Below are 22,125 nucleotides of genomic sequence, written 5' to 3' on the forward strand. Positions count from 1 at the left end.
AATCGTTTGTAGATTTGCGAAACCCCGTTCAAAAAAATAAATGCCGTCTGAAATACTGCTTCAGACGGCATTACCAACGCTTGCAATTCAAGGGAGTTTTATTTCCACATTGTCAATCAGACGCGTCGCCCCCAAACGGGCCGCAGCCAAAACCACCAGTTTCCTATCTCCCGTCCGTGCCACTTCGAGCGTATCGGCGTGGCGGATTTCGACATAATCGACCGTCCAGCCGTGTTCCGTCAGAGATTGGACGGCCCGTTTTTCCAAACCTGCATAATCCAAACTGCCCTGCTTCAGCGATTCGGCAACCGCCTGCAGCTCGCGGTACAGGCGCGGTGCTTCGGCGCGTTCCTCAACGCTCAAGTACCGGTTGCGGCTGGAGAGTGCCAAACCGTCCGCCGCCCGCCCCGTATCGACGGGGACAATTTCGATGTCGAAATTCAAATCCTCGGTCAAACCTTTAATCACGGCAAGCTGCTGATAGTCTTTTTTGCCGAAACAGGCAACATCCGGCGCGACAATATTGAACAGCTTGGACACTACCGTTGCCACTCCGCGGAAATGTCCCGGACGGAATTTGCCGCACAACTCATTTTGCAGGTTGGGCGGTTCGACGTTATACCGTTGCTCCACGTTTGGATAGAGTTCTTTCTCATCGGGTGCGAATATCACGGCCACACCCTCGGCTTCCAGCTTATCCGCATCCTGTTGCAACGTACGCGGATATTTGTCGAAATCCTCGCCCTGACCGAATTGCAGGCGGTTGACGAATATGCTGACAACAACGTTGTCGGCGCGTTTTTTGGCTTCGCGAACGAGAGCAAGATGTCCTTCATGCAGATTGCCCATGGTCGGCACAAATGCCACCTTTCCCGCATTTTTACGCCAGGCGCGCAGTTCTTGAATGGTATGTATGATTTGCATAACGGTAATCCTTATCCTTCGGGCTTCCTGCCCGACAAAACGCGCCGATTATACGCGCCGCGCACGGCAAAACAAAATGCCGTCTGAAACGGCTTTCAGACGGCATGCTGCATGTAAACCGTTCAGCCTGTAAAGATATGTTCTGCAGCAGGAAAGGTTTTGGCTTTAACTTCTTCGACATACGCACGAACCGCCGCTTGAACGCTGCTTTGCCCGTGCATAAAGTTTTTGACGAATTTCGCCGTTTTGCCTGGGAAAATACCGAGCATATCGTGCATCACCAAAACCTGACCGTCGCAATCCGCGCCCGCGCCGATGCCGATGGTCGGACAAGAAACGGATTCAGTTACCTTTTTTGCCAGTTCCGCAGGAACACACTCCATCAACACGACCGCCGCCCCCGCATCATCATGCGCCTTGGCATCGTTAAGCAACGCCTGCGCCTTGCCACCGCGCCCCTGAACTTTATATCCGCCGAAGGCAAACACGGATTGCGGGGTCAGACCGATATGCGCGCAAACCGGAATACCGCGCATTTGCAGAAATTCAGTCGTTTCCGCCATCCACACGCCGCCTTCGAGTTTGACCATATGCGCTCCTGCCGCCATCAGTTCGGCAGCGGCGGCAAACGCCTGCTCCTTACTTTGCTGATATGCACCAAACGGCAAATCACTGACAATCATCGCATTTTTTGCACCGCGTGCTACACATTCAGTGTGATAGCACATATCGCGCAGGCTGACCGGCAGCGTCGACTGCCGCCCTTGAACCGCCATACCCAAAGAGTCGCCGACCAGCAGCATTTCCACGCCAGCATCGTCCATCAGTGCGGCAAAACTGGATTCGTAAGCGGTCAGCATCGCGATTTTCTCACCTGCCGCCTTCATTTTTTGCAGTGTGTTCACAGTAATCATCAGATATTGTTACCCCGCCCTTTTCAGACGGCCTTTTCAGTTTGAAACGGGCTATTATAGTGAAATGCCCGCAGCCCTGCCACCGACCGTGCCGCAAATGCAAAACAGCCCGACTGTTTTACACAATCGGGCTGTCAAATCTGGTGCCGGCACCAAGAGTCGAACTCGGGACCCCCTGATTACAAGTCAGGTGCTCTACCAACTGAGCTATACCGGCTTACTGAAATGTTTTGCAACACCATCAGCAGAAATGGTGCCGGCACCAAGAGTCGAACTCGGGACCCCCTGATTACAAGTCAGGTGCTCTACCAACTGAGCTATACCGGCAAAGAAGGCGAATTATGCAGGCAACTTCACACTTTGGCAAGGAATTTGTTCGACCCCCTCATAAAAATACACTAAGTATCTTATTTAAAACAAAATTAATTTGAAACAGGACAAGCATCGGCATTCTGATAAAATATCTGCCTTTCAAACTGACTGCTCACACCGATGGCAAGACATCCCTACCGCCGCCTGCGTCCTGCAAAATCCAGCTTCCCCGAAGTCGGCATTTCCGAAGAAGGCAATATCCGTTCGCTTCACTTGGGCAGCGACACCATCCAAAGCTCAATGAACCTCAACCACCCGTCCGAGCTGGTGCTCTCTTACAGCCGCGCGATGATGGGCTGGCTGCTGTTTGCGGAACGCCTGCCGCAACATATCACCCAAATCGGCTTGGGCGGCGGCTCGTTTGCACGCTGGATAGACACCTACCTGCCTGACACGCGCCAAACTGCTGTAGATATCAACCCGCAGGTTATCGCCATTGCCCGCAACCTGTTTGAGTTGCCTTTCGAGGGCGAGAAATTTGAAATTATTGAAGCAGATGGTGCAGAGTACATCAAAGTCTTCCGCCACAACACCGATATCATCTTGGTGGACGGATTCGACGGCGAACAAATCATCGATACGCTGGTTGAAGAACCGTTCTTCCGAGACTGCCGAAACGCACTTTCTTCAGACGGCATATTCGTGACCAACTGGTGGAGCGGCGACAAACGCTACCAACGCTTCATCGAACGCCTGTTAAACGTCTTTGAAGGGCGTGTATTGGAACTTCCTGCCGAAAGCCACGGCAATGTCGCGGTAATGGCCTTCCAAAGCAGCCCCAAAGAACAAAACATAGACAAACTCAAAAAACGTGCCGACAAACTGAGCAGCGCATACGGATTGGACTTCCACCGCATGCTCGCCGACCTGAAAGCATCCAACCCCAACAACGGCAAGCATTTCTACCTTTAAGCAACTATCTTCACGGCCGCATCGGAACATGCGGAAAATCAAGAGGAAATCATTATGCTGAAACCCGAAACCATACACATATCCGGCCCTGCCGGCATTTTAGAAACCATCCATATCCCGTCCGAACAAGTACCGGCGCGCGGCGTTGCCGTCATCAACCACCCCAACCCCCTCCAAGGCGGGACAAACACCAACAAAGTCATCCAAACCGCCGCCAAAGCATTGAGCAAACTCGGCTTCCACTGCTACCTTCCCAACCTTCGCGGCGTAGGCAACAGCGAAGGCACACACGATTACGGACGCGGCGAAACGCAAGACTGCCTCGCCGTCATCGATTATGCCCGTGCCCAACATCCCGAAGCCCCCGAATTTGCCTTATCCGGCTTCTCCTTCGGCGGTTATGTTGCCACATTTGCCGCACAAGAGCGCATACCCGACCTGTTACTGCTCATGGGCGCAGCAGTCTGCCACTATACCGACCGTCCGGAACCGTCAGCCGTTCCCAATGTTGCAAAAACACTGATGATACACGGCGCGGAAGACGAAGTCGTCGAAATCGAAAAAGCACTGAAATGGGCGGAACCGCAAGATTTGCCCGTCATTACCATCGCCGGTTCCACGCATTTCTTTCACGGCAAACTCATCGTTCTGCGCGACACCATCCTCCGCTTCGCGCCCGTATGCCTGAACGGATAAAGCCCCTTTCAGACGGCATCAAAATATAAGGGGCTGTACTAGATTAGCCCTAAATTCCACACCAATCCCGTAGGATTTTTAGCTGCCGGGACGGTGCGCCGAATTGGGATGGATACCCAAAATATCGGCGGCAGAACGGGCGGTAACTTCCAGCACAAAAAAACGAAGCAGTTCTTTTTGTACTTTTTTCTTTAATTTGCAGTGTGTTATCTTCATACTTTGAGGGTAACATATCTGCTAATCTAGTACAGCCCCAATATAAAACCCGTATCGGCGACATCTGCCGATACGGGTTTGCATTCCCTCTCATTATAGGCAAAACCTACTGTAAAACACCCTTTCCAGACCCGACAAAGGATCTGCAAACGCAATCTTTTTTGCCAATAGCTTTAAAGGTTTCCGATAATCCTCGCTGCCCGCTTCAGACGGCACGGGATAGAGCGCGTCATTCAACAGCGGCATACCCAAACCCATCATATGCACGCGCAACTGGTGTTTCTTGCCGGTATGCGGCGTAAGGCGGTAAAGGCTGAATTCCCCCCTGTTTTCAATCAGTTCGACCGTCGTATGTGCGTTTGGTTCGCCTTCCGCCTCTTGCGTCGTAAAAAATTTCTCACCCCTCACCAAACGCGAAACCACATCGAGCGGATACGGCAAATCCGTCCTTGTCGGCGCAAGCGCCTCATACGTTTTCCATACCGTTTTGTTTTGAAACATCGTCTGATAGGCTCCGCGCGTGGCAGGATTTTGCGACAGCAGCATCACGCCTGCCGTATCCTTGTCCAAGCGGTGCAGCGGCGTAATGTCTTCAACATTCAAATGCTGCAATTCAGGACGCAGGCGCAGACGTGTGAGCAGCGTTTCCCTCAAAAAACGCCCGCTGGGGATGACGGGCAGAAAATGCGGCTTGTCCACCACAATCAAATGCTCATCAATATGCAAAATCTTTTCTTCAAACGGAATACGCGGCTCATCCTCACTGCTGGTTTCCCGATAATAAAACATCGTCTTACCCGGCTCGAACAAAGTATGTTCGTCCAACGCCGCACCATCCGAACCGACCACAAAACCGCTGTTCAACCGCCTGCGCCAATCGTCCGCGCCCACAAAAGGAAAGCGGATGCACAGAAAATGCAGCAACGGCAGCCCGTAAAACTGCTTTTCATGCGGCAGCACCAAATAACTGGGTTTGACACCGTTCAACAGCGGAAGAGGATTATTGCGTTTTTTCATGCGGCGGATTGTAACCGTTTTTCACACAACACCCCAAACGGCAGACGGAGTTTGTAACACAACAAATCAGGCAAAGCGTGCAGAGTAAGTCAAATGCCGTCTGAAAACTGTTTCAGACGGCATTTTTACCTTTTATATCCTTCACAGTTCAGTAGTTGCCCCCCATGGTTCCTGTCGTCCTCAAATCTTTTGCCAGAATCCAACCTTCCGTATCAACCCCCGTCTTATCGTTTATAAACATTACATAATCGTAGCCGTTATAGTGGTGATGAGCGATGACATCATCTCCTTTGATAATAAAGGTCGACGGCATTTTGCAGGCGGAATGAGGGGCGGTGTGAAAGTACAGCCTTCCAGGTTTCATTACCTTTTTGCCCAAGGCAGGAGAATACAAAGCACCATTTCTAACTGCTATGTTATTCATTGCCGCACAATTGGGCTGCGCCGCCTGAGAAAGTTGCGATGCTGCCAGCGCAGCGAAAAACAAGAAGATTTTTTTCATAAAACACCTCAAAATATTTAATTGACACTGACTCAAACCGGTTTTAAAAATCCGGCCGCTTAGTCACACCTTTTCTTGGAAACAATCCGCTGATACTGCTCCCGGACACTCTCCCCGTTATTGACGATATCGTTGATAAGGCAACGGCTGCCCGCACAACTGATGTCGTATTTCAAATTGTATGCCTCAGAACCGTCGGAAAAGGAAACTTGGACAATATTGCCCGATGAAGGAACGATTTTAAGTTTTCTGATTTTGGTATCGCCATTACCCAAACCCATATCGTAATTCTCGGAATATTCACAAGCCAACTCACCGGTCCGTTCATTGATCCTATCAATGATATGATAAGCCTGCCTGATTGTTTTTTTAAATTCCGGCGCGGCGTATTTCGAATACGTTGTGCCGACAGCATAACCTCGCGCATCCGTTTTATAGAGTTTCTTAACCAGGTTGATTTTTGCAGAATTGCCCTCATCGGCAAACGACATTGACGGCACAAGCAGTGCCGCAAACAACAGCCCTATTTTCTTCATAAATATACTCCTGAAATCAAATGGATATTTTACTCGTCAAGATAAAATTGGAAACGATTGTACCTAATTTACCTGCATTCAAAAACCAACATACAGTGTTATCGGATATAGAAATAGTGGTAATTTCAAATATCGGCGTACATATAATCCGCACCGGACGGCGGAGATAGGCAAAACTTTTTTACGGTAAAAAGCGACATATCGTTTTCAGACGGCATTTTTACCCGTCCGCAAACCATCTCCATCCTCACAAGCCCTTAAAAATCCGCTATAATCGCCCGCAATTTGATTTAAGCATTCTTACTTGAAATGGCACAAAAAATCCAATCCGTCAAAGGCATGAACGACCTTCTGCCTGTCGAGCAAAAAGATTTCAAACTGACGGCTGCGTTTTGGCAGGCGTTTGAAGATACGGTAAACCGCTGGACACGCGCTTACGGTTATCAGCAAATCCGTACGCCGATTGTCGAGCAAACCGGTTTGTTTGTCCGCTCCATCGGCGAGGAAACCGATGTGGTCGGCAAGGAAATGTACACGTTTTCCGATTCAAACGACTCTTTGAGTTTAAGCCTGCGTCCTGAAGGTACGGCTTCTTGTCTGCGTGCGGTGGTCGAACACAACCTTCTGTACAACAGCCCGCAAAAGCTGTGGTATATGGGGCCGATGTTCCGCCGCGAGCGTCCGCAAAAAGGCCGTTATCGTCAGTTCCATCAGGTCGGTATCGAGGCTTTGGGTTTTGAAGGGCCGGATATTGATGCGGAAATTATCGCGATGTCTGCCGACTTGTGGGAAAAATTGGGTATTCGCGAATACCTGACTTTGGAAATCAACAGCTTGGGCAACCGTGAGGAACGCGCTGCACACCGTGCGGCATTGGTTACATATCTGACCCGTTATGAAGATAAATTGGACGAAGACAGCAAACGCCGTCTGAAAACCAATCCTTTGCGCGTTTTGGATACGAAAAACCCTGATTTGCAGGAAATCTGCAATGCGGCGCCGCGTTTGGTAGATTACTTGGGTGAGGCTTCGCAAAACCACTATGCACGCTTCAAGGCGATGTTGGACGGTTTGGGTATCCAATATATTGAAAATCCGCGCTTGGTCCGCGGTTTGGATTATTACAATCAGACGGTTTTTGAGTGGACAACCGACAAACTCGGTGCGCAGGCAACTGTGTGCGGCGGCGGCCGTTACGATGGTTTGATTGAAGAGCTTGGCGGCAAACCTGCGCCGTCCATCGGTTTTGCAATGGGTATCGAGCGGCTGCTGCTTTTGGTGAGCGAATACGGCTCTCTGGAAGTGAACGCCGCACCTGATGTCTATGCAATGCACCAAGGTGAAGGTGCGGACTTGCAAGTGATGAAATACGCCCAAGCCTTACGCGCTCAAGGTCTCAATGTAATGCAGCATTCCGGCTATCAAAGCCTGAAGGCGCAAATGAAAAAAGCCGACAACAGCGGCGCACGCTTTGCCCTGATTGTCGCGCAAGACGAACTGGCGAACGGTACGGTTACGCTCAAAGACATGAACGGCGCACACGGTCAACAAACCGTCGCCGCCGAGGATTTAACCCCTACTTTACAACAATGGAAGAACGCATAAATGGCAGCCCATCTCGAAGAACAACAAGAGTTAGACAACTTTAAATATTTTTGGAAAACCACGGGCAAATGGCTGTTTGCCGTGCTGATTTTGGCGGCGCTCGGCTACTTGGGATACACGGTTTACCAAAACCGTGCGGCTTCCCAAAATCAGGAAGCTGCGGCGGTGCTGGCAAACATCGTAGAAAAGGCGCAAAACAAAGCCCCGCAAAGCGAAATCAATGCCGAATTGACCAAACTCCAACAAAGCTACCCGCATTCCATTTCCGCCGCCCAAGCCACACTGATGGCGGCGGCAACCGAATTTGACGCGCAGCATTACGATGTTGCCGAAGGCCATTTGAAATGGGTGTTGTCCAACCAAAAAGACAGCCTGATTCAAGCGTTGGCGGCGCAGCGTCTGGGCGTTGTGTTGTTGCAACAAAAAAAATACGATGCCGCGCTTGCCGCGCTCGACACGCCAGTTGAAGCGGACTTCGCCCCCCTGCTGATGGAAACTAAAGGCGATGTTTATGCCGCACAGGGAAAAAACCAAGAAGCCTTAAAAAACTACGGACAGGCTTTGGAAAAAATGTCTCAAGATTCTGTCGGTCGCGAATTGGTTCAAATGAAACTCGATTCGCTGAAATAAATGCCGTCTGAAATGCCGCTCTCTCTTCAGACGGCATTTCAGACAACCCCATCCTACGGCAATTCCCGTAAAACCCATCCGCCGTGTCCCAACGGACACCTGCTCGTGTTCAGTTCTCCCGAACGGCACTTGACACAGAAAGACTTAATCATGAAACCAACCATCGCGCTTGTCGGTCGCCCCAACGTCGGCAAATCTACTTTATTCAACCGTTTGACGCGCACCAAAGACGCGCTCGTGCATGACCTGCCCGGTCTGACCCGCGACCGCCATTACGGACACGGCAAAGTCGGCAGCAAACCTTATTTGGTCATTGATACCGGCGGTTTTGAGCCGGTTGTGGATAGCGGCATTTTGCACGAAATGGCAAAACAAACCTTGCAAGCTGTCGATGAAGCCGATGCAGTTGTGTTTTTGGTAGACGGCCGTACCGGTTTGACGCCTCAAGATAAAATCATTGCCGACCGCCTGCGCCAAAGCCCGCGCCCCGTTTATCTGGCAGTAAACAAAGGCGAAGGCGGCAACAGAGCCGTGCTTGCCGCCGAGTTTTACGAGCTGGCATTGGGCGAGCCGCACGTTATTTCCGGCGCACACGGCGACGGCGTGTATTATCTGATTGAAGATATTTTGGAAACCTTCCCTGAGTCTGAAAAAGAAGAGGAAGAAGCAAAACATCCTGTTTTTGCCGTCATCGGCCGTCCGAACGTCGGCAAGTCTACGCTGGTTAACGCCATTCTCGGCGAAGAGCGCGTGATTGCCTTTGATATGGCAGGCACGACGCGCGACAGTATCCATATTGATTTTGAACGTGAAGGCAAACCGTTTACCATCATCGATACCGCAGGCGTGCGCCGTCGCGGCAAAGTGGATGAAGCGGTGGAAAAGTTCTCCGTTATCAAAGCCATGCAGGCGGTTGAGGCGGCAAACGTTGCCGTTTTGGTGTTGGATGCGCAACAAGATATCGCCGATCAAGATGCGACGATTGCAGGTTTTGCTTTGGAAGCAGGCCGTGCCTTGGTCGTAGCGGTCAATAAATGGGACGGCATCAGCGAAGAGCATCGCGAACAAATCAAACGCGACATTTCCCGCAAACTGTATTTCCTCGATTTTGCCAAGTTCCACTTTATTTCCGCGTTGAAAGAACGCGGCATAGACGGATTGTTCGACAGCATTCAAGCTGCCTACAATGCGGCAATGATTAAGATGCCGACGCCGAAAATCACGCGCGTACTGCAAAGCGCGATCGAGCGTCAGCAACCGCCGCGCGCAGGCTTGGTGCGTCCGAAAATGCGTTATGCCCACCAAGGCGGCATGAATCCGCCGGTGATTGTGGTACACGGCAATTCGCTGCACGCGATTTCCGACAGCTACACGCGCTACCTGACCCAGACCTTCCGCAAAGCCTTCAATCTGCAAGGCACGCCGCTCAGAATTCAATACAATGTTTCGGAAAACCCGTATGAAAATGCGGAAGACAAACCGAAGAAAAAACCGTTGCGCCGCGTCAGCTTGAGCAACCGTATTGAGAAACGCGAAGGCCGCAAGGAAGAGAAAAACCGCTTCAAGAAGAAAACCAAAGTCAGTGTGAAAAAACAATTCAGCAAATAATTCCCGACATTTCAAACAACAGGAAACATTATGTGGTTCAAGCAGATTAGTTTTTATCCGCTCAACAAAGAAAAGCTGCCTGAGGCGGACGTACTTGCCGACAAACTTGCTGAAGCTGAATTTACCCATTGCCAAGGCTTAGACTGGTTCAGCGAAGGCTTTACCGCACCGGTTTCATTCTCCCCTGAACTCGTTTTCCCTGCCGACTTTACCTTGCGCGTCGCCCTGAAAAAAGAAGAAAAAGTCCTGCCTGCCGGCGTCATCCGCGATATTTTGGAAGAGAAGGTAGCGGAAATCCAAAACAATGAAGCCCGCAATATCGGCCGCAAAGAAAAACAAGAGCTTAAAGAGCAAATTACAGACGACCTGCTGCCCCGAGCGTTTACCCGCAGCAGCCGTACAGAGGCGGTGTTTAACACTCGCCACGGCTACCTGCTCGTCAACAATGCGGCTTCCACCAAAGCGGAAAACATCCTGACCAAGCTGCGCGAAGCCTTGGGCGGTTTGGAAGCCTCGCTGCCGAATACCAAACAATCGCCCTCTTCCCTGATGACCGGCTGGCTGTTGCAAGGGCATTGCGAAGGCGGTTTTGAATTAGACAGCGATTGCGAACTCAAAGGTACGGGCGATATTGTTCCCGTCGTCAAAGTATCCAAACAAGATTTAACCGCCGACGAAGTGGTTCAACACGTCAAAAACGGTAAAACCGTAACCCAGCTCGGTTTGGTTTGGCGCGAACAAATCGCCTTTATCCTCACTCAAGACTTCACACTCAAGCGCATCCAATACCTCGACGTATTGCAGGAAGAAGCCGAAAGCAACGGTGACGATGCCGCCAGTCTTGCCTTCGCCTCGCAAATCCTGATGGCGGAATCCGTCAGCACCATGTTGGAAGAGCTGGTTTCCTATTTGGGCGGCTGGCAAGATTGATTTTTCAGACGGCTTTTACACGACAAAATACCGTCAACCAAAATCCAATGGAATAACCCTTATGCTTAAACATCTCGCATTCCTACTGCCCGCCATGATGTTCGCCCTCCCCACTTCGGCCGCCGTTCTGACTTCCTATCAAGAACCCGGCTGCACCTACGACGGCGATATCGGCAAAGACGGTAAACCCGCCGGCAAAGGCACATGGCGCTGCCAAGACGGGCGCAACTATACCGGTTCGTTTAAAAACGGCAAATTCGACGGACAAGGCGTTTATACCGTTGCCGCCGGCCGCGAAATATTTATCGAACCGTTCAATTCCGACAGTACCAAATTCCGCAACATGGTACTCTCGGGCACGTTCAAAAAAGGCTTGGCACACGGCAGATTTACCGTCTCGCAAAACGGCGAAACCCTCTTCATTATGAAATGCGAAAACGGCATGATTAAAGAAGTGAAACTGCCCAAAAACAAATAAGCCCCGTTTTTCAGACGGCATCCCCGAATGCTTTGTCCGAACATCAAAAGAAACAAGGAAAACATTATGAGCATCAAGTCCGACAAATGGATACGCCGCATGAGCGAAGAATTCGGCATGATCGATCCCTTCGAGCCGAATCAAATCAAAGAAGCCAACGGACAGCGCATCATCTCCTACGGTACGTCCAGCTACGGCTACGATATCCGCTGCGCCAATGAATTTAAAATTTTTACCAACATCAACAGCACCATCGTCGATCCCAAAAACTTCGATCCCAAAAACTTCGTTACCGTCGAAGACGACTGCTGCATCATCCCGCCCAATTCCTTCGCACTGGCGCGCACGGTCGAATATTTCCGCATCCCGCGCAACGTCCTGACCGTCTGCTTGGGCAAATCCACCTACGCCCGCTGCGGCATCATCGTCAACGTTACCCCGTTCGAACCGGAATGGGAAGGCTACGTTACCCTCGAATTTTCCAACACCACCCCCCTGCCCGCCAAAATCTACGCCGGCGAAGGCGTGGCGCAAGTACTCTTCTTCGAGAGCGACGAAATCTGCGAAACCTCATACAAAGACCGCAACGGCAAATATATGGGGCAAACCGGCGTTACCCTGCCTAAAGCCTAAAATATAAATGCCGTCTGAACCGTATCATCCGGTTTCAGACGGCATTTACCTGTTTATCCGTGGTTAGAACTGAACCGTTCCATTGACACTGATGCTGATTTCCTCCACACCAGGTGCAACGGAATCCGTACCCTCCACGCCGTAGCTTGCTGCCATCGGCATGGCACGAAGCATTTTTGCCTGAGCAGTTCCCCCACCCGCGATATGGCTGCCGATGTGTCCCAAATTTAATTTGACGATTTTATAACCGGACGTACCCAATATGCCCGACAACTTGTCGGCACGCGCCTTGAAACGCAAAATAGCATCTTTACTGACCTGATTGATGACCTCGTTTCGGCGTTCACGCGACACATGGAAATCCGTATATTCCAATGCGGCATCTGCTTGAATATCGGCAATAAAACGGTTTAACTCATCAAAATCCCTACCTTCGACCTTAAATTCCGCACGCTCCTCCCAGCCTGTTTGAATGCGTCTGCCGTTGGTATATTGATAGCGCGGCATCGCACTGCGCGATACCAATTCGGTTTTAAAGCTACCATTTTTTGATTTTCTGGTGAAATTGTTGAATTTTTTAACAAACTCAGCATTGACGGCATTTTTGTCCCGTCCTTCTGCCGCCACCTGGAAACGCGCGGACATTGTATCCTGAGCCACCTCGATACCCGCCGATTCGGAAAATTCGACAATATTGTAATTCAATGCTTCAGCCGCTGCCGGAAAAGATACCGCCAATAGGGAAGCCGCCAAAATAGAACGCAGCATATCCGTATCCTTACTTATAAAACCGCCAATCTAGCATATAGGTACGCTAAATTGCGTTAGCGTAAGGCAACAATTTAATATTCGATCGGCCTGCCTTATAATAACCGTCTTTCCGATACGGAATCATATTATGTCCGAACCCTTGCACGTCCTCGTCATCCCCTCATGGTATCCGCAATCCGAACAGGATGTGGACGGGATTTTTTTCCAAAATCAAGCACAGGCCCTCCAACGCAAAGGCATCAAAACCGCCGTGCTTGCACCGATGTTCCGCTACTTGCGCAAAGAACCGGCAAGCATCCTGACCGGCCCTTACGGTTTTGCCCAATACCGGCAAAAAGGTTTGGACATCTATACATGGCGCAGCATGTATTTCTTCCCCCGTTTTCCGTTCATCGACATCGACCGCATCCGCTGGGTGCGGGCAGGATTAAAGGCCTTTGAGTGCTATATCGGGGAAAACGGCATTCCCGACATCATCCATGCCCACTGTATGAACTATGCCGGCATACTTGCCTTCAAGATTTCCCAAAAATACGGCATCCCCTATGTCGTCACGGAACACAGCAGCACCATTACGCGCGGTTTGGTGCGCCCGCACCAATGGCAGCCTATGAAAAATGCGGCGGCACACGCCTCCGCACTGCTCGCTGTCAGCCGCCGTTTCGCCCAAGTCCTGCAACATAAATACGGCACTACATGGCAATATCTGCCTAACATTCTGGGTAACATCTTTACCCGAGCCTTCAATCCCCCGCAAATCAATCGTCCGGACAAATATTTTACCTTCTGCACCGTCTCGCACCTTCGCCGCCTCAAAGGACACGATGTCCTGCTCACTGCCTTTGCCCGTGCTTTGGCAAAACACTCCAACCTCCGTTTGAATATCGGCGGCAGCGGACAAGAAGAAACAAACCTGAAACGGCAGGCACGTCAGTTGGGAATTACCCATGCCGTTACATTTTTAGGCGCACTGCAACCCGAAGCAGTCTTGGATTTGATGAGGAACAGCGACGCATTCGTCCTTGCCAGCCGCACAGAAACCTTCGGCGTGGTCTATATCGAAGCACTGTCCCAAGGATTGCCCGTCATTGCAACACGCTGCGGTGGTGCGGAATCTATTGTTTCAGACGGCAACGGATATTTGGTTCCTGTTGACGACGACGATGCCCTTGCCGACGCACTCATCAAAATGTATGAATACCACTCTGATTTTGAACCTGCCCAACTTAGGGAAAACTGTCTGAACGAATTTGGCGAAAATGCCGTTATAGGCAGGTTGATCGGCATTTTCCGACAGGCAATCGCAGAATACGGTAAGAAAATACCGGTGAAATAGATTAAAATCACACAATATCCAACTATTCGGACCTTCATATGACACATACCGTCCACCTGCATTTAGAAGAAACCGACAACTTGGCGTTGCAGCGTCTGTGCGGTTCTTTTGACAACAACCTTGATTTACTTGCTAAAGCACTCGATATCCACATCAGCCGCCGTTTTGAACATTTCACTTTCAACGGCGCATTTGCACACGCCGGCAAACGCGCACTGCTCAAACTCTTGGAAACGGCGCAGACGCGCGACCTAAACGACGGCGACATCAGGCTTGCCGCCGTCGAAGCCCAAACCGAAGATGCCGGTCATCAAGAAAAAAACCATGACCACGCCTATTATTTCCGCACCAAACGCGGCAGCATCGGCGGCAGGACACCCAGACAAAACGGCTATATCCGCGTCCTGCTCAACCACGACATCGTATTCGGGCTGGGGCCCGCAGGCACGGGCAAAACCTATCTTGCCGTTGCCGCCGCCGTTGACGCAATGGAAAAACACCAAATCGAACGCATCGTTTTAGTCCGGCCTGCCGTTGAAGCCGGTGAGAAACTGGGTTTTCTGCCCGGTGACCTGACCCAGAAAGTCGATCCCTACCTTCGTCCGCTTTATGATGCCCTCTATGACCTAATGGGCTTCGACCGTGTAACCAAGCTGATTGAAAAAGGTCTAATTGAGATTGCCCCGCTCGCCTATATGCGCGGCAGGACGCTCAACAGCGCATACATCATCCTCGACGAGGCACAAAATACCACGCCCGAACAAATGAAAATGTTCCTGACCCGCATCGGATTTGGTGCGAAAGCCGTCATCACCGGCGACATCAGCCAGATTGACCTGCCCAAAAACATCAAATCAGGATTGAAAGACGCACGTGAGAAACTGCACGATGTAGAAGGCCTGTATTTCCACACCTTTACCAGTGAAGACGTCGTCCGGCATCCTTTAGTGCAAAAAATCGTCGAAGCCTACGAATCGGCAGAACACGACTGACATTCCAATGCCGTCTGAAACCCGATGCATGGAAAATCGGGCAGAGAAAAACGGATACGGAAGCCAAGCTCCGTATCCGTTTCTTTATCCCTCCAACCGATACATCAATCGAATTTTCTGCATCGGATTGCCTCATCTTCGCAAAACATTGCCGAAGTTTCGCGGTTGCACGCCTGACGCACTTTCTGCCGCGCCACGCCTTCATTCCGGTCGCTTGCCTCAAACGTCTTTTGAAAAGGCGTAACGCTGCATACATACATGGTGGAATTTGAACCGAAAAGGTCGATTTTGACGGTATTGCCGCCGCTTTCCAATACGGCGACACGGTGTTCCAACTGCGCCAGACGTGCTTCCAAATCGCTGATTCTGTCGGCAAATGCGGGCATGGCGGCACACGCGGTCAAAATGCCCAAAATACATTTTTTCATCAATTTTTCCTTGTTGCTTGAACCCTGCCCACCCGGACATCCTTTTTCCGAGAGGCAGGGTCAGACTTTAATTTACGGAGATGAGGCCCCTTACAAATCAGGATAATACATAGAACGGCACTTTATGCTTCACCCCATGTGTTAAAACTTCATTGCTCCTTGTCTGTTGACCGTTATTCCCAATCCGTTCCCACAACCTTCGGCTTGAGTTTGCGCCTGCGACGGCGGCGTTTTTTCGCCTGTCCTTCGTTTTTTTCGTGCCGGGCGGCGGCCTCGTTTTTGGTCATATCGGCCCGCTGTTCCTGCGATGCCGTCTGAAACGCCGTCCACCACTCGGCAAGGGCGCGGTCCGCATTGCCGGTTTCGGCGCGCAAAAGCAGGAAATCATAGGCGGCACGGAAACGCGTTTGGGCAAACAGTTTGTGCGGCCTTGCGCCTTTGCGGTTTTCAAACTGCGGCTGGAACATCCAAATTTCGCGCATCGTGGCGGAAAAGCGTTGCGGCACGCCCCAACCGCGTTCGACGGTTTCGCGCATCGTATTGATTGCATCGGACAGGGCGGGCACGGGTTTCAAACCCTGTTGCAGATTGCTTTTCCAATGGCGTTCCAACTCGGGCCACATCAGGGCCGCCAGTACGAAACCGACCGAAACCGATTTGTCGGCACGCAGCCGCTCATCGGTATTTTTCAAGGCAAGCACCGTCATTTTTCCGGCGATGCCGTCTGAAACGCGCAAGGCATTGAGCAGCGGATGGATGTCGTCCGGTATGTCAAATCCGTTCAAACGTTTCAGACACTCGCGCGCGTGCCCTGAAAACAGCAGTTTCATGATTTCGTCGAACAGCCTTGCCACAGGTTCGTGCTTCAGACGGCATATCGATTCGGCAATCGGTGCGGCGGTTTCCTCCGACAGCTCAAAGCCCAATTTGCCCGACAGGCGGATGGCGCGCAAAATCCTGACAGGGTCTTCCCGATAGCGTTCGGCGGCATCGCCAATCATCACCAGCCTGCGGGCGGCAACATCGGCAATTCCGTTGTGGAAATCCAAAATTTCTTCTTTTTCAGGATTGTAATACAAGGCATTGCAGGTAAAATCGCGCCGCATCGCATCTTCTTCGATGCTGCCGTAGGTGTTGTCCTTCATGATTCTGCCGCGCGCGTTCTGATGAACCTTCGCACCGCCCCGGAAAGTCGTTACCTCTATGGTTTCCGCGCCGTTCATAACGTGGACGATTTGAAAACGCCTGCCGATGATGCGGCTGCGGCGGAAGAGTTTGTGCACCTGTTCGGGCGTGGCATCGGTTGCGACATCGAAATCCTTGGGTTCGATGCCGAGCAGCAGGTCCCTGACCGCGCCGCCGACCACATAAGCCTGAAACCCTGCCCCTTTCAGGAGGCGTATGACGTTTTCGGCGGCAAAGCTCAACATTTCGGCACGGATGTTGTGTCTTTCGGCAGGAATGACCGTTTTACTTTCCGCTTTTTTACTGCTCCGACCGGAAGGCAGCATCTTATTTAACCATTTTTTCAGCATAAATATTCTGACCCGAAGAGCGGCATCTCCACGGGCAACCGTGTTCAGACGGCATCAGGCGCAGGTTTGCAAGATGCCGTAACCATAAACAAAAGGCGTAGAAACTACGCCGTCCGAATCACGCCGCCCTCGCGGCGGCAACGCGTCATTATAACAGATTGCCCTCCAAAAAAATCAGACCCTGCTTTTGTGGCAGAGTCTGAAATTTGATGCGCCTTCTCCGATTGGGAACATTCCCGTCGTACAAACAGGCAAATGTTTCAACACACAGGACGACACATAAAGCACCGCCCTATGTGTCGTCCTGATTTGGAAGGGGTTACGCCCCCTCCCAAATAAGGTCTGATTCTACCGCCCTAAAGGGTAGGGTTTCAACCGAAAAGGAAATACGATGAAGAAACAGAAATCACATTCAAACGGCGTTCCGCCGCCTCTACGCGGCTTCCCAGTAATCGATATACAGCTGCAATTCAAGATTGTTGCGCCATTCGTTGGCAACGGGGCGGTACACCGTGCGGATGTATTCGGGAATGTCTTCGCTACAACGCCAAAACATGGCTTCAAATTCGCAACCGTCTTTTTGCAGCCACGCTTTTTTGTGTTTACCCTCCGCGCCCAAAGGCTGCTGGCGGACGACGTGAAATTCGTCGGTAAAACTCGGCGGCGCGAAGCCCTGCCCCCAAACGTGTCGGGCGAGGTTTTGCGCCTGTTCCAACGTGATGTCGCAGGCTTTCAGGCTGCCGTCGGTAATATAGGTCTGCGACAAATCGTCTTCGCACACCATCTCGCGCACGGCTTCTTCAAAGGCTGTCTGAAACGCGGGAATATTGTGTTCGAGTATGCTCAAACCCGCCGCCATTGCGTGTCCGCCGAATTTCAAAATCAAATCGGGATGGCGTTTGGACACCAAGTCCAAAACATCGCGCAAGTGTAGATTGGGAATGGAGCGTCCCGAACCGCGCACTTCGCCGTTGTCGGTAGGCGCAAACACGATGGTCGGACGATAAAAACGGTCTTTGAGGCGGCTGGCAACGATACCGACCACGCCTTGATGGAAGTCGTCGCGATACGCCACCAAAGTCGTCTGACCCGGAGGGAGGGTTTCGGGAAAGGCGTTCAGCGCGTCTTGCAGCATAGACTGCTCAATTTCGCGGCGTTCGATATTGAGGTTGTTCAACTGAGCCGCCAGTTCCTGCGCTTCGGCATCATCTCGCGCCAACAGACAGGCAATGCCGACCGACATATCGTCCAACCGTCCGGCGGCATTGATGCGCGGTCCCAACGCAAAGCCCATATCGAAAGGCTGCGCCTTGAGCCAATCCCGTCGCGCCACTTCAAACAAGGCGCGGATACCGGGGCGCATTTTGCCCGAACGCATCCGTTTCAAACCTTGCGATACGAGGATACGGTTGTTGTGGTCTAGAGTAACGACATCGGCAACGGTACCGAGTGCGACCAAATCCAAAAGGTCGCCCAGATTCGGCTCTTTTAGGCCGTCTGAAAAATAATTGCGGCGGCGCAATTCGGCACGCAAAGCCATCAGTACATAAAAAATCACGCCCACGCCCGCCAAGCTTTTGCTTTGGAAACCGCAGCCTTTTTGGTTCGGATTGACGATGATGCAGTCTGGCACGGTCTCGGCAGGCAGATGGTGGTCGGTTACAATCACATCCAAACCCAATTCCTGCGCACGCGCCACGCCTGCGATGCTGGCGATACCGTTATCGACCGTAATCAGCAAATCCACACCTTGCTCTGCCGCAATTTCAGCCAGCTCGGGCGTTAAGCCGTAGCCGTGCTCAAAGCGGTTGGGTACGAGGAAATCCACTTTAGCCCCCATCGCCGCCAAACCGTCCAAACCGACGGCACACGCCGTCGCGCCGTCGGCATCGTAGTCGGCGACAATCAGGATTTTTTCCTGACGCTCAACCGCATCCGCCAAACGGCCGGCGGCGGCTTCGCAGTTTGTCAACGTTTGATACGGCAAAAGCGCAGCAAGCTTGTCGTCCAATTCGGCAGGACTTTGCACACCGCGCGAGGCACAAAGCCGGGCGATTAAAGGATCGGCACCGGCGGTGAGCAAATGATTAAAAACGTCGGTATTGACGGATCGGGTTTGGATTTTGACGGACATAGCGCGGGGTTTTACAGTGCGGGTGTGCTTGAAATGCCGTCTGAAAGCTTTTCAGACGGCATTGCTGTTCATTTGTCTGAGGAATTCGAGGCTGCAATCAACGCCGCGATAGGCAAGGCAAGCACCGCACCCGCCGCATCCAATATCAGTAAGGGGGGCGTATATAAAATATTTCCAAACAGCTTGAGTTTATCGGTATATTTTCCCTCAACCATATAATAAATCTCGACAGGCACACTTTGCTCAAAATGGTAATCGGCGTTCAGTTTTTGCGGTGTGGCGTAGTATTTGCCTTTGGCGGATACGCAGCGCGTGTAAATGGTCTGATTGTCGAGTTTGACCGCTTTAAACTCAAGCTGTTTCAGCTTGGCGATGTCGTCAGGCCTGTCGGTATCGTAGCGCAGGCAAAGGCCTCCGGTACTGAAATTCTGGCTGCCGGGCGCTTCGAGTTTGACCGGCAGGGCTTGGTGGCGGGCATAGCTCGGGGTATCCTCAACTATTTGGAAGGGCTTGTCCAACCCGGCCTTCAAAATGCCCGTCAGCTTCGCCGAATCTTCAGGATTGACGACGAACCAGTATTTCCCGCCCATCATCACCAGGCTGCCCTTTTCCAATTGGGCATTGTCTTCGGCAACCACACCGAAGGCGCGGATTTGGTCTTTGTCAACGTGTTTGCGGGTGATTGTTTCGCTGACCGGGTTGTTCATTCCCCACAACATCAACGTACAGCCGTTCAGCATCAAGGTTGCCGCCAAAACAGCGGCGGTCGTTTTACGGAACAACATTTTATCCTCCAATCAGAATGACGGCGGATGCCGTCTGAAAATATGCCTAAATTTCCCCGCCGCCATTTTCCATAACGGTTTTCAATTCCTGAAACAGGGCGCGGAAATTTTTCGGCGGTTTGTTTTGCTCCTGCTCTTTTTTGGTGTTGCGGATCAAGGTGCGCAATTTGCCGGCGTCGGCTTGCGGGAAATCAGCCATAAATTGGGTGATCGCGCCATCGTCTGCCAACAGTCGGGTACGCGCCTGCTCGACGCGTTGCAAAAAGGCATTGTGCGCCGTATTGTCGCCGCGCAGTTTGGCCAAATAGGCTTCGATGGGCGCAGGGTCGGTATCGCGCATCAGCCTGCCGATAAATTGCGCCTGGCGTTTGAGCGCGCCGTTGGACGTAATTTTTTTATAGGTAACGACGGCTTCGTACAAATCTTCGTCCAAGCCAATTTTTTTCAACGTGTCGCTTGAGAGCTTGGTCAGCTCCATACCCAAATCCTGCAAACCGTTCATCTGCTTTTTCATTTGGGTTTTGCTGATCCATTCGTCTTCTTGTTCAAACATCTTGATTCTCGAATTTTTTCCAATAGCGCATTTTAACAGAATGCCGCCGCGTTCAGACGGCATTTTGCACTGCCCGCCCTGCAAACGGCACGCTTTTGCCCCTGCCGCCCGAAACGGTTAAAATGCCGCAACGCTCCACCAAGAAAGATTGTTATGCTGTTCAACCACACCGCCTCCGAACTGCTCGACCTCTGCCGCCGCACGCTCGACTTAGCAAAAGCGACGGGCGCAACCGCCGCCGAAGCCGATTTCAGCGAATCATTGGGACAAAGCGTCAGCGTGCGGCTGGGCGAAATCGAACAAATCGAGTTCCAGCAGGACAAGTCGCTGGACATTACCGTTTACGTCGGCAAACGCAAAGGCCGCGCCAGCACTGCCGACTTCTCCGAAAAAGCCCTGCAAGACACCGTCAAAGCCGCCATCGACATCGCCCGCTACACTGCCGAAGACGATTGCGCAGGTTTGGCAGACGCTTCGCTTATGGCGCAACACGTTGGCGACCTCGACCGTTACCACGAATGGGATTTAAGCACGGAAGCCGCCGTCGAGTTGGCAAAACAATGCGAACAAGCCGCCCTGAACGAGGATGAACGCATCGAAAACTCCGAAGGGGCAGCGGTACAAACCGGACATTACCAATACGTTTACGGCAACACCCACGGTTTTGCCGCACACCAGCAAGGCACGCGCCACAGCATTTCATGCAGCGTCGTTGCCGCCGACGAAAACGGCATGCAGCGCGACTACTGGTACGATTCCTCCTGCCGCCATCAAGACATGGACAGCCCGGCGCAAATCGGTCAAACCGCCGCCGAACGTACCTTACGTCGTTTGAACAGCCGCAGCATTCCGACCGGAAACTACCCCGTCCTATTCGATGCGACCGTTTCGGGAGGTCTGATCGGACACCTCGTCGGCGCACTGTCCGGCGGCGCACTCTACCGCCAAAGCAGCTTCCTGATTAACAGCATAGGCAAGCAAATTCTGCCCGATTTCCTCAGCCTGCGCGAAGAGCCGCATATTCCCCGCGCCTTCGGCAGCACCTATTTTGATTCCGAAGGCGTCGCCACGCGGCCGCGTTTCATCATCCGCGACGGCATTGTCGAAAGCTATTTCCTCAGCAGTTATAGCGCGAGAAAACTCGGTATGCAGACCACGGGCAACGCCGGCGGCGCGCACAACCTTTATTTGAACCATACGCACGAAACGCAATCAGACCTGCTGAAAGAAGTGGGCACAGGATTGTTGGTAACCGAGCTCATGGGGCAAGGCGTAAACGCCATTACCGGCGACTACTCGCGCGGTGCGGCGGGTTTTTGGGTGGAAAACGGCATCATTGCCTACCCCGTCCATGAAATTACCGTTGCCGGCCGCCTTCAAGATATGTACCGCAACATCGTCGGCGTGTCCGATGATGCCTTACGCCGTTCGTCCAACCAAATCGGTTCTATCCTGATAGGAAGCATGACGGTTGCCGGCAACTGAAACCCCAACCGGATGCCGTCTGAAAGCAAAGGGCTGAACCTACAACGGTTCGGCCCTTTGTTGATATAGTGGATTAACAAAAACCAGTACGGCGTTGCCTCGCCTTAGCTCAAAGAGAACGATTCTCTAAGGT

At 51.9% G+C, this 22,125-nt stretch carries 22 protein-coding genes, 2 tRNA genes and 1 pseudogene; 11 read left to right on the forward strand and 14 right to left on the reverse strand.

Annotation, left to right across the window (positions count from 1 at the left end; all coding sequences use genetic code 11):
* Positions 1-87: 87 nt before the first annotated feature.
* The 4 genes from panC to RDY34_RS02430 form a co-directional block, all read right to left on the reverse strand.
* Positions 88-924 carry a pantoate--beta-alanine ligase gene (panC, locus tag RDY34_RS02415; RefSeq protein WP_308074323.1) on the reverse strand — a complete coding sequence of 279 codons (837 nt, stop codon included), beginning with the start codon at positions 922-924 and terminating at the stop codon, positions 88-90.
* Positions 925-1,046: 122 nt separating this feature from the next.
* The gene (gene panB, locus RDY34_RS02420; protein ID WP_308074324.1) at positions 1,047-1,838 is read right to left on the reverse strand and encodes a 3-methyl-2-oxobutanoate hydroxymethyltransferase; all 792 of its coding nucleotides are present in this window, start codon (positions 1,836-1,838) and stop codon (positions 1,047-1,049) included.
* A gap of 141 nt (positions 1,839-1,979) precedes the next feature.
* Positions 1,980-2,055 (reverse strand) — tRNA-Thr (locus RDY34_RS02425).
* A gap of 34 nt (positions 2,056-2,089) precedes the next feature.
* Positions 2,090-2,165, reverse strand: a tRNA-Thr gene (locus RDY34_RS02430).
* A gap of 165 nt (positions 2,166-2,330) precedes the next feature.
* Here RDY34_RS02430 and RDY34_RS02435 point away from each other — a divergent pair.
* Both RDY34_RS02435 and RDY34_RS02440 read left to right on the forward strand, forming a co-directional pair.
* The gene (locus RDY34_RS02435) at positions 2,331-3,122 is read left to right on the forward strand and encodes a polyamine aminopropyltransferase (protein ID WP_308074325.1); all 792 of its coding nucleotides are present in this window, start codon (positions 2,331-2,333) and stop codon (positions 3,120-3,122) included.
* Between the two features lie 54 nt (positions 3,123-3,176).
* Positions 3,177-3,818: an alpha/beta hydrolase gene (locus RDY34_RS02440; protein WP_003678097.1), complete on the forward strand. Its 642-nt coding sequence runs from the start codon at positions 3,177-3,179 to the stop codon at positions 3,816-3,818.
* A 96-nt stretch (positions 3,819-3,914) separates the two neighbouring features.
* Here RDY34_RS02440 and RDY34_RS02445 read toward each other — a convergent pair.
* The 4 genes and pseudogenes from RDY34_RS02445 to RDY34_RS02460 all read right to left on the reverse strand — a co-directional run.
* Positions 3,915-4,034: pseudogene (locus RDY34_RS02445) on the reverse strand (IS1595 family transposase); the annotation flags it as partial.
* Positions 4,035-4,127: 93 nt separating this feature from the next.
* Positions 4,128-5,051, reverse strand: coding sequence for an RluA family pseudouridine synthase (locus RDY34_RS02450; RefSeq protein ID WP_003753119.1), 924 nt, complete (start codon positions 5,049-5,051; stop codon positions 4,128-4,130).
* A gap of 148 nt (positions 5,052-5,199) precedes the next feature.
* The gene (locus tag RDY34_RS02455) at positions 5,200-5,553 is read right to left on the reverse strand and encodes a hypothetical protein (RefSeq protein WP_003753117.1); all 354 of its coding nucleotides are present in this window, start codon (positions 5,551-5,553) and stop codon (positions 5,200-5,202) included.
* A 59-nt stretch (positions 5,554-5,612) separates the two neighbouring features.
* Entirely contained in the window at positions 5,613-6,089 is a 477-nt protein-coding gene (locus RDY34_RS02460; protein ID WP_003753115.1) for a hypothetical protein, read from the reverse strand.
* A gap of 309 nt (positions 6,090-6,398) precedes the next feature.
* Between RDY34_RS02460 and hisS the strand changes: the two genes are divergently transcribed.
* The 6 genes from hisS to dcd all read left to right on the forward strand — a co-directional run bounded on the left by hisS (position 6,399) and on the right by dcd (position 11,973).
* Positions 6,399-7,694: a histidine--tRNA ligase gene (gene hisS / locus RDY34_RS02465; protein WP_308074326.1), complete on the forward strand. Its 1,296-nt coding sequence runs from the start codon at positions 6,399-6,401 to the stop codon at positions 7,692-7,694.
* Positions 7,695-8,324, forward strand: coding sequence for a YfgM family protein (locus RDY34_RS02470; RefSeq protein WP_304670113.1), 630 nt, complete (start codon positions 7,695-7,697; stop codon positions 8,322-8,324).
* Between the two features lie 150 nt (positions 8,325-8,474).
* Positions 8,475-9,932 carry a ribosome biogenesis GTPase Der gene (gene der, locus RDY34_RS02475; RefSeq protein WP_003753102.1) on the forward strand — a complete coding sequence of 486 codons (1,458 nt, stop codon included), beginning with the start codon at positions 8,475-8,477 and terminating at the stop codon, positions 9,930-9,932.
* A gap of 30 nt (positions 9,933-9,962) precedes the next feature.
* Positions 9,963-10,862, forward strand: coding sequence for a recombination-associated protein RdgC (locus RDY34_RS02480; protein WP_308184450.1), 900 nt, complete (start codon positions 9,963-9,965; stop codon positions 10,860-10,862).
* A 61-nt stretch (positions 10,863-10,923) separates the two neighbouring features.
* Positions 10,924-11,340 (forward strand): MORN repeat-containing protein, encoded by a 417-nt coding sequence (locus RDY34_RS02485; RefSeq protein WP_308184451.1) that lies wholly within the window; start codon positions 10,924-10,926, stop codon positions 11,338-11,340.
* A gap of 66 nt (positions 11,341-11,406) precedes the next feature.
* A complete protein-coding gene (dcd, locus tag RDY34_RS02490) occupies positions 11,407-11,973 on the forward strand; it encodes a dCTP deaminase (RefSeq protein WP_039854796.1) in 567 nt (188 codons plus the stop codon).
* 63 nt (positions 11,974-12,036) lie between these two features.
* Here the strand turns inward: dcd and RDY34_RS02495 are convergent, their stop codons facing one another.
* Positions 12,037-12,741, reverse strand: a complete 705-nt coding sequence (locus tag RDY34_RS02495; protein ID WP_308074328.1) for an SIMPL domain-containing protein — start codon at positions 12,739-12,741, stop codon at positions 12,037-12,039.
* A gap of 142 nt (positions 12,742-12,883) precedes the next feature.
* On the opposite strand from RDY34_RS02495, the gene RDY34_RS02500 reads away from it, so the two are divergent.
* On the forward strand, positions 12,884-14,080 hold the full coding sequence (locus tag RDY34_RS02500; RefSeq protein ID WP_308074359.1) for a glycosyltransferase: 1,197 nt from the start codon (positions 12,884-12,886) through the stop codon (positions 14,078-14,080).
* Between the two features lie 38 nt (positions 14,081-14,118).
* Positions 14,119-15,072 carry a PhoH family protein gene (locus tag RDY34_RS02505; RefSeq protein ID WP_308074329.1) on the forward strand — a complete coding sequence of 318 codons (954 nt, stop codon included), beginning with the start codon at positions 14,119-14,121 and terminating at the stop codon, positions 15,070-15,072.
* 104 nt (positions 15,073-15,176) lie between these two features.
* On the opposite strand, the gene RDY34_RS02510 is transcribed toward RDY34_RS02505, so the two are convergent.
* The 5 genes from RDY34_RS02510 to yjgA all read right to left on the reverse strand — a co-directional run bounded on the left by RDY34_RS02510 (position 15,177) and on the right by yjgA (position 20,507).
* Positions 15,177-15,500 carry a hypothetical protein gene (locus RDY34_RS02510; RefSeq protein WP_002232218.1) on the reverse strand — a complete coding sequence of 108 codons (324 nt, stop codon included), beginning with the start codon at positions 15,498-15,500 and terminating at the stop codon, positions 15,177-15,179.
* 173 nt (positions 15,501-15,673) lie between these two features.
* Positions 15,674-17,035, reverse strand: a complete 1,362-nt coding sequence (locus RDY34_RS02515; RefSeq protein WP_308074330.1) for a polynucleotide adenylyltransferase PcnB — start codon at positions 17,033-17,035, stop codon at positions 15,674-15,676.
* 433 nt (positions 17,036-17,468) lie between these two features.
* Positions 17,469-19,169 carry a single-stranded-DNA-specific exonuclease RecJ gene (recJ, locus tag RDY34_RS02520; protein ID WP_308074331.1) on the reverse strand — a complete coding sequence of 567 codons (1,701 nt, stop codon included), beginning with the start codon at positions 19,167-19,169 and terminating at the stop codon, positions 17,469-17,471.
* A 68-nt stretch (positions 19,170-19,237) separates the two neighbouring features.
* On the reverse strand, positions 19,238-19,954 hold the full coding sequence (locus RDY34_RS02525) for a YidX family protein (protein ID WP_019272618.1): 717 nt from the start codon (positions 19,952-19,954) through the stop codon (positions 19,238-19,240).
* Positions 19,955-20,000: 46 nt separating this feature from the next.
* Positions 20,001-20,507 carry a ribosome biogenesis factor YjgA gene (yjgA, locus tag RDY34_RS02530; protein ID WP_308074360.1) on the reverse strand — a complete coding sequence of 169 codons (507 nt, stop codon included), beginning with the start codon at positions 20,505-20,507 and terminating at the stop codon, positions 20,001-20,003.
* Positions 20,508-20,660: 153 nt separating this feature from the next.
* On the opposite strand from yjgA, the gene pmbA reads away from it, so the two are divergent.
* Positions 20,661-21,992 carry a metalloprotease PmbA gene (gene pmbA, locus RDY34_RS02535; protein WP_308074332.1) on the forward strand — a complete coding sequence of 444 codons (1,332 nt, stop codon included), beginning with the start codon at positions 20,661-20,663 and terminating at the stop codon, positions 21,990-21,992.
* The last annotated feature ends 133 nt before the right edge of the window (positions 21,993-22,125 follow it).

This window comes from Neisseria polysaccharea, from assembly GCF_963392925.1.
GTDB lineage: Bacteria > Pseudomonadota > Gammaproteobacteria > Burkholderiales > Neisseriaceae > Neisseria > Neisseria polysaccharea.